Below are 4,451 nucleotides of genomic sequence, written 5' to 3'. Positions count from 1 at the left end.
ACATGACGTCGTCCCTGCCGGTCCACGGCACCCGCACGGCCGTACGCTGTACATGATGCGTGGTCCGTATATCGGTGTGGCGACAGCCGAGTTGCCTCGTTGTTAACGACGTTCCGCCGGGCGCCCGGGTGCCGGGGGCGGCACCACTGCCGAACGCCCTACAGCCCCCCGTCCGGCGGGCGCCGCTCCGGTCCGGGCTCCCCGGCACCCGGCGCCGTCCCACCGCCGCCTGCGTCCCGGCCTCCGTCGCCGTCTCCCGCGCCCGGCACCGTACCGCCGCCGAGGCTCGCGCCCCCGGCACCCGGCGAAGTAACGCCGGCCTCTCCGCCCTCCGTACCCGCCGCCGGGGGCGTCGGCGGCAGCACCCGTTCGGTCTCCACCGCGACGACGTGCTTCTCCTCGGCGAAGTGGCAGGCGGAGTCGTGGTGGGCCGGGCCCGCCACCGCCCTGAACGCCTCCGGGACGGCGAGCAGCGGTTCCTCCACCGCGCACCGCTCCTGCGCCTTCCAGCACCGGGTGCGGAAGCGGCAGCCGGAGGGCGGGTTGGCGGGCGAGGGCACGTCCCCGTGCAGGATGATCCGCTCCCGGTGCTCGCGGGCCTCCGGGTCGGGCACCGGGACGGCGGAGAGCAGGGCCTGGGTGTAGGGGTGCGTGGGGTGGTCGTAGATCTCCTCCTCGGTGCCGATCTCGACGATCCTTCCGAGGTACATCACCCCGACCCGGTCCGAGATGTGGCGGACGATCGAGAGGTCGTGGGCGATGAAGACGAAGCTGAGGCTGAACTCGGCCTGGAGCCGGTCCAGCAGGTTGACGACCTGCGCCTGTACGGAGACGTCGAGGGCGGAGACGGGTTCGTCGGCGACGATGATCTCGGGGTTGAGCGCCAGACCGCGGGCGATGCCGATGCGCTGGCGCTGGCCGCCGGAGAACTGGTGCGGGTAGCGGTTGATGTACTCGGGGTTCAGCCCCACCACGTCCAGCAGGTCCTGCACCCGCTGCCGCCGGCTGCCCTTCGGGGCGACCTCGGGGTGGATCTCGTACGGCTCGCCGATGATGTCACCGACCGTCATGCGCGGGTTGAGCGAGGTGTAGGGGTCCTGGAAGACCATCTGGATGTTCCGGCGCACCGCCTTCAGCGCCCGGCCGGAGAGCTTGGTGACGTCCTCGCCCTTGTACTGGATCGTTCCGGCGGTGGGGCGTTCGAGGTGGACCAGCATCCTGGCGACGGTGGACTTGCCGCAGCCGGACTCCCCCACGATGCCGAGCGTCTCACCGGCCGAGAGGTCGAAGGTGACCCCGTCGACGGCCTTGACCGCGCCGACCTGCTTCTTGATCAGGATGCCCTGGGTGAGCGGGTAGTGCTTGACGAGTTCGCGGACCCGCAGGATCGGCTCCCCTTCGGCCCACGAGGAGAGCCGGCGCGACTCGGAGAGGAGGGTCGCGGCGATCTCGCCCTCCTCGCGCGCCTCCTTGCGGCCCCCGGAGTGGTCAGCGTGCATCGAGCGTCTCCTTCCAGAAGTGGCAGGCGCTCGCGCGGTGTTCGGCCACGTCGTAGAGCGGCGGCTCGTCCGTGCGGCACACGTCCTGGGCCATCGGGCAGCGCGGGTTGAAGGCACAGCCGGGCGGGATGCGCAGCAGGTTCGGGGGCAGCCCCTTGATCGCGTACAGCTCCTGGCCCTTCTGGTCCAGGCGCGGGATCGACTGGAGGAGGCCCTTGGTGTACGGGTGGGCGGGGGCCTTGTAGATCTCGTGGACGGGGGCGGTCTCGACGATCCGTCCCGCGTACATCACGGCGATCTTGTCGGCGACGTCGGCGACGACGCCGAGGTCGTGGGTGATGAGGATGAGGCCCATGCGGTACTCCTGCTGGAGTTCCGCGAGCAGCTCCATGACCTGGGCCTGGACCGTCACGTCGAGCGCGGTGGTCGGTTCGTCGGCGATGATCAGCGCGGGTTCCAGGGCCATCGCCATGGCGATCATGATGCGCTGGCGCATCCCGCCGGAGAACTGGTGCGGGTAGTTCCCGACCCGCTCCTTGGCCGCCGGGATACGGACCCGGTCCATCAGCTCGATCGACTTCGCACGGGCGTCCTTGCGGGACATCCCCCGGTGCACCCGGAACATCTCGCCGAGCTGTTCGCCCACGGTCAGCACGGGGTTCAGCGAGGAGAGCGCGTCCTGGAAGATCATGGCCATCTCCTGGCCCCGGATCTTCCGCCGCTCGTCCTTCTTGAGCTTCAGCAGGTCCTGGCCCTTGAAGAGCACTTCGCCGCCGCTGATCTTCCCGGGCGGCATGTCGAGGATGCCCATGATCGCCTGCGCGGTGACGGACTTGCCCGAACCGGACTCGCCGAGGACGGCGAGCGTCTCCCCTTCGTCCACCGAGTAGTTGACGCCGTTGACGGCCTTGGCGACACCGTCCCGGGTGTGGAACTCGACGTGCAGATCGCGCACTTCCAGCAGCATGGCAGCGGGCTCCTCAGCGCAGCTTGGGGTCGAGGGCGTCGCGCACCGCGTCGCCGAGCATGATGAACGACAGCACGGTGACCGCCAGCGCTCCGGCGGGCCAGAGCAGCATGTGCGGGGCGTTGCGGATGTAGCTGGACGCGGCGGAGATGTCGATGCCCCAGGAGACGGCGGGTTCCTTCAGGCCGACGCCGAGGTAGGAGAGGGTCGCCTCCAGGGAGATGTACGTGCCCAGCGCGATGGTCGCCACGACGATGACGGGGGCGATGGCGTTCGGGGCGACGTGGCGCAGCAGCATCCGCGAGTTGGACGCGCCCAGCGCGCGGGCGGCCTGGACGTAGTCGTTCTGTTTGGCGGTGATCACGGAGCCGCGGGCGATACGGGCGATCTGCGGCCAGCCGAGCAGGACGATGAAACCGACGACGGGCCAGACGGTGGAGCTGGTGACGACGGAGAGGAAGACCAGACCGCCGAGGACCACCGGGATACCGAAGAAGACGTCGGTGATCCGGGAGAGCACGGCGTCCCAGCCGCCGCCGAAGAACCCGGCGAGTCCGCCGAGGACGCTGCCGAGGATGCCGACGCCGAGGGTGGCGCAGACGCCGATGGTGACCGAGGTGCGGGCTCCGTAGACGACGCGGGTGTAGACGTCGCGGCCCTGCGGGTCGAAGCCGAAGGGGTGGCCGGGTTCCCGGCCCTTCTGGGCGTCGGCCAGGTCGGCCTGGAGCGGGTCGCCGCTCGCGATGAGCGACGGCCAGATCGAGATGACCACCAGGAAGAGGATGATCAGGCCGGAGACGATGAAGACCGGGTTCCGCCGCAGGTCGCGCCAGGCGTCGGACCAGAGGCTGCGGGGCTTCTCGGAGGGGCCCCCGCCGTCGTGGCCGGGCGGCTTCTCCAGCGTCTCGCCCTCCTCCAGGGCGAGGTCCATGGGTCCGCCGGCTCCCGCCGGTGAGATCGCCCCGTCCTGCGAATACGGCTCAGGCATAGCGGATCCTCGGGTCGAGTACGGCGTACAGGAGGTCGACGATCAGGTTGGCCGCCAGGAAGACGAGGACCAGGACGGTGACGAACCCGACGACGGTCTGGGTGTTCTGGCGCAGGATGCCCTGGTAGAGCTGGTATCCGACCCCATGGATGTTGAAGATCCGCTCGGTGACGATGGCCCCGCCCATCAGCGCGCCCACGTCCGTACCGATGAAGGTGATGACCGGGATCAGCGAGTTGCGCAGCAGGTGGCGCACGATCACCCGGCGCCGGGGCAGCCCCTTGGCGGTGGCGGTGCGTACGTAGTCGGCGCGGGCGTTCTCCGCGATGGAGGAGCGGGTGAGCCGGGCGACGTAGGCGAGCGAGACCGAGGCGAGGACGAGTCCGGGGACGATCAGTTCGTCGAGCGGGGCCGCCGAGGAGACCGAGGGGCTGATGACGCCCCACTTCACGCCGAGCAGCAGCTGGAGCAGCAGGCCGGTGACGAAGGTCGGGACGGAGATGACGACCAGGGTCAGGATCAGCACCGTGGTGTCGACGGGCCGGCCCCGCTTCAGGCCGGTGAGGACGCCGAGGCTGATGCCGATGACGATCTCGAAGACGATGGCGACGATGGTGAGCCGGATGGTGATGGGGAACGCGGTGGCCATCAGCTCCGTGACCTTCTGCCCGTTGAACGCGGTGCCGAAGTCGCCGGTGAAGACGTTGCCCATGTACGTCAGGTACTGCTGCCAGACCGGCTTGTCGAGGCCGAACTCGGCGCGCAGCTGGGCGGCGGTGGCGGGGTCGCACTGGCGGTCGCCGCAGAGACCCGCGATGGGGTCGCCCATCACGTTCACCATGAGGAAGATCAGCAGCGTGGTGCCGAAGAAGACCGGGATCATCTGCAGCAGCCGCCGGATCACATAACGTCCCATGTGGGGCTCCGGGGGGGGTGGGGGCGGAAGCGTGGGCCGGACACCGAATGAGCCGGGTGGCCGGTGCGGGCGGTCCGCACC

Annotated in this window: 4 protein-coding genes; all 4 read right to left on the bottom strand. The window is 69.9% G+C overall.

The window, feature by feature from the left end; all coding sequences use genetic code 11:
- Positions 1-158 precede the first annotated feature (158 nt).
- The 4 genes from ACFWEP_RS32155 to ACFWEP_RS32140 are packed head-to-tail and all read right to left on the bottom strand — an operon-like array spanning position 159 to position 4,370.
- Positions 159-1,499: an ABC transporter ATP-binding protein gene (locus ACFWEP_RS32155; RefSeq protein ID WP_387375448.1), complete on the bottom strand. Its 1,341-nt coding sequence runs from the start codon at positions 1,497-1,499 to the stop codon at positions 159-161.
- A complete protein-coding gene (locus ACFWEP_RS32150) occupies positions 1,489-2,466 on the bottom strand; it encodes an ABC transporter ATP-binding protein (RefSeq protein WP_387375446.1) in 978 nt (325 codons plus the stop codon). The genes ACFWEP_RS32155 and ACFWEP_RS32150 overlap by 11 nt, the downstream gene beginning before the upstream one ends.
- A 13-nt stretch (positions 2,467-2,479) precedes the next feature.
- Positions 2,480-3,454, bottom strand: a complete 975-nt coding sequence (locus ACFWEP_RS32145; RefSeq protein ID WP_387375444.1) for an ABC transporter permease — start codon at positions 3,452-3,454, stop codon at positions 2,480-2,482.
- Complete coding sequence (locus tag ACFWEP_RS32140) at positions 3,447-4,370, bottom strand: ABC transporter permease (protein WP_387375442.1); 924 nt, start codon at positions 4,368-4,370, stop codon at positions 3,447-3,449. Before ACFWEP_RS32140 ends, ACFWEP_RS32145 begins: the two co-directional genes overlap by 8 nt.
- Between the last annotated feature and the right edge of the window lie 81 nt (positions 4,371-4,451).

Origin of the sequence: Streptomyces sp. NPDC060198 (assembly GCF_042728415.1) — a bacterium.
Lineage (GTDB): Bacteria > Actinomycetota > Actinomycetes > Streptomycetales > Streptomycetaceae > Streptomyces.
Note: the sequence above shows the minus strand (reverse complement) of the source record. Positions and strands in the feature narration are given on the sequence as shown.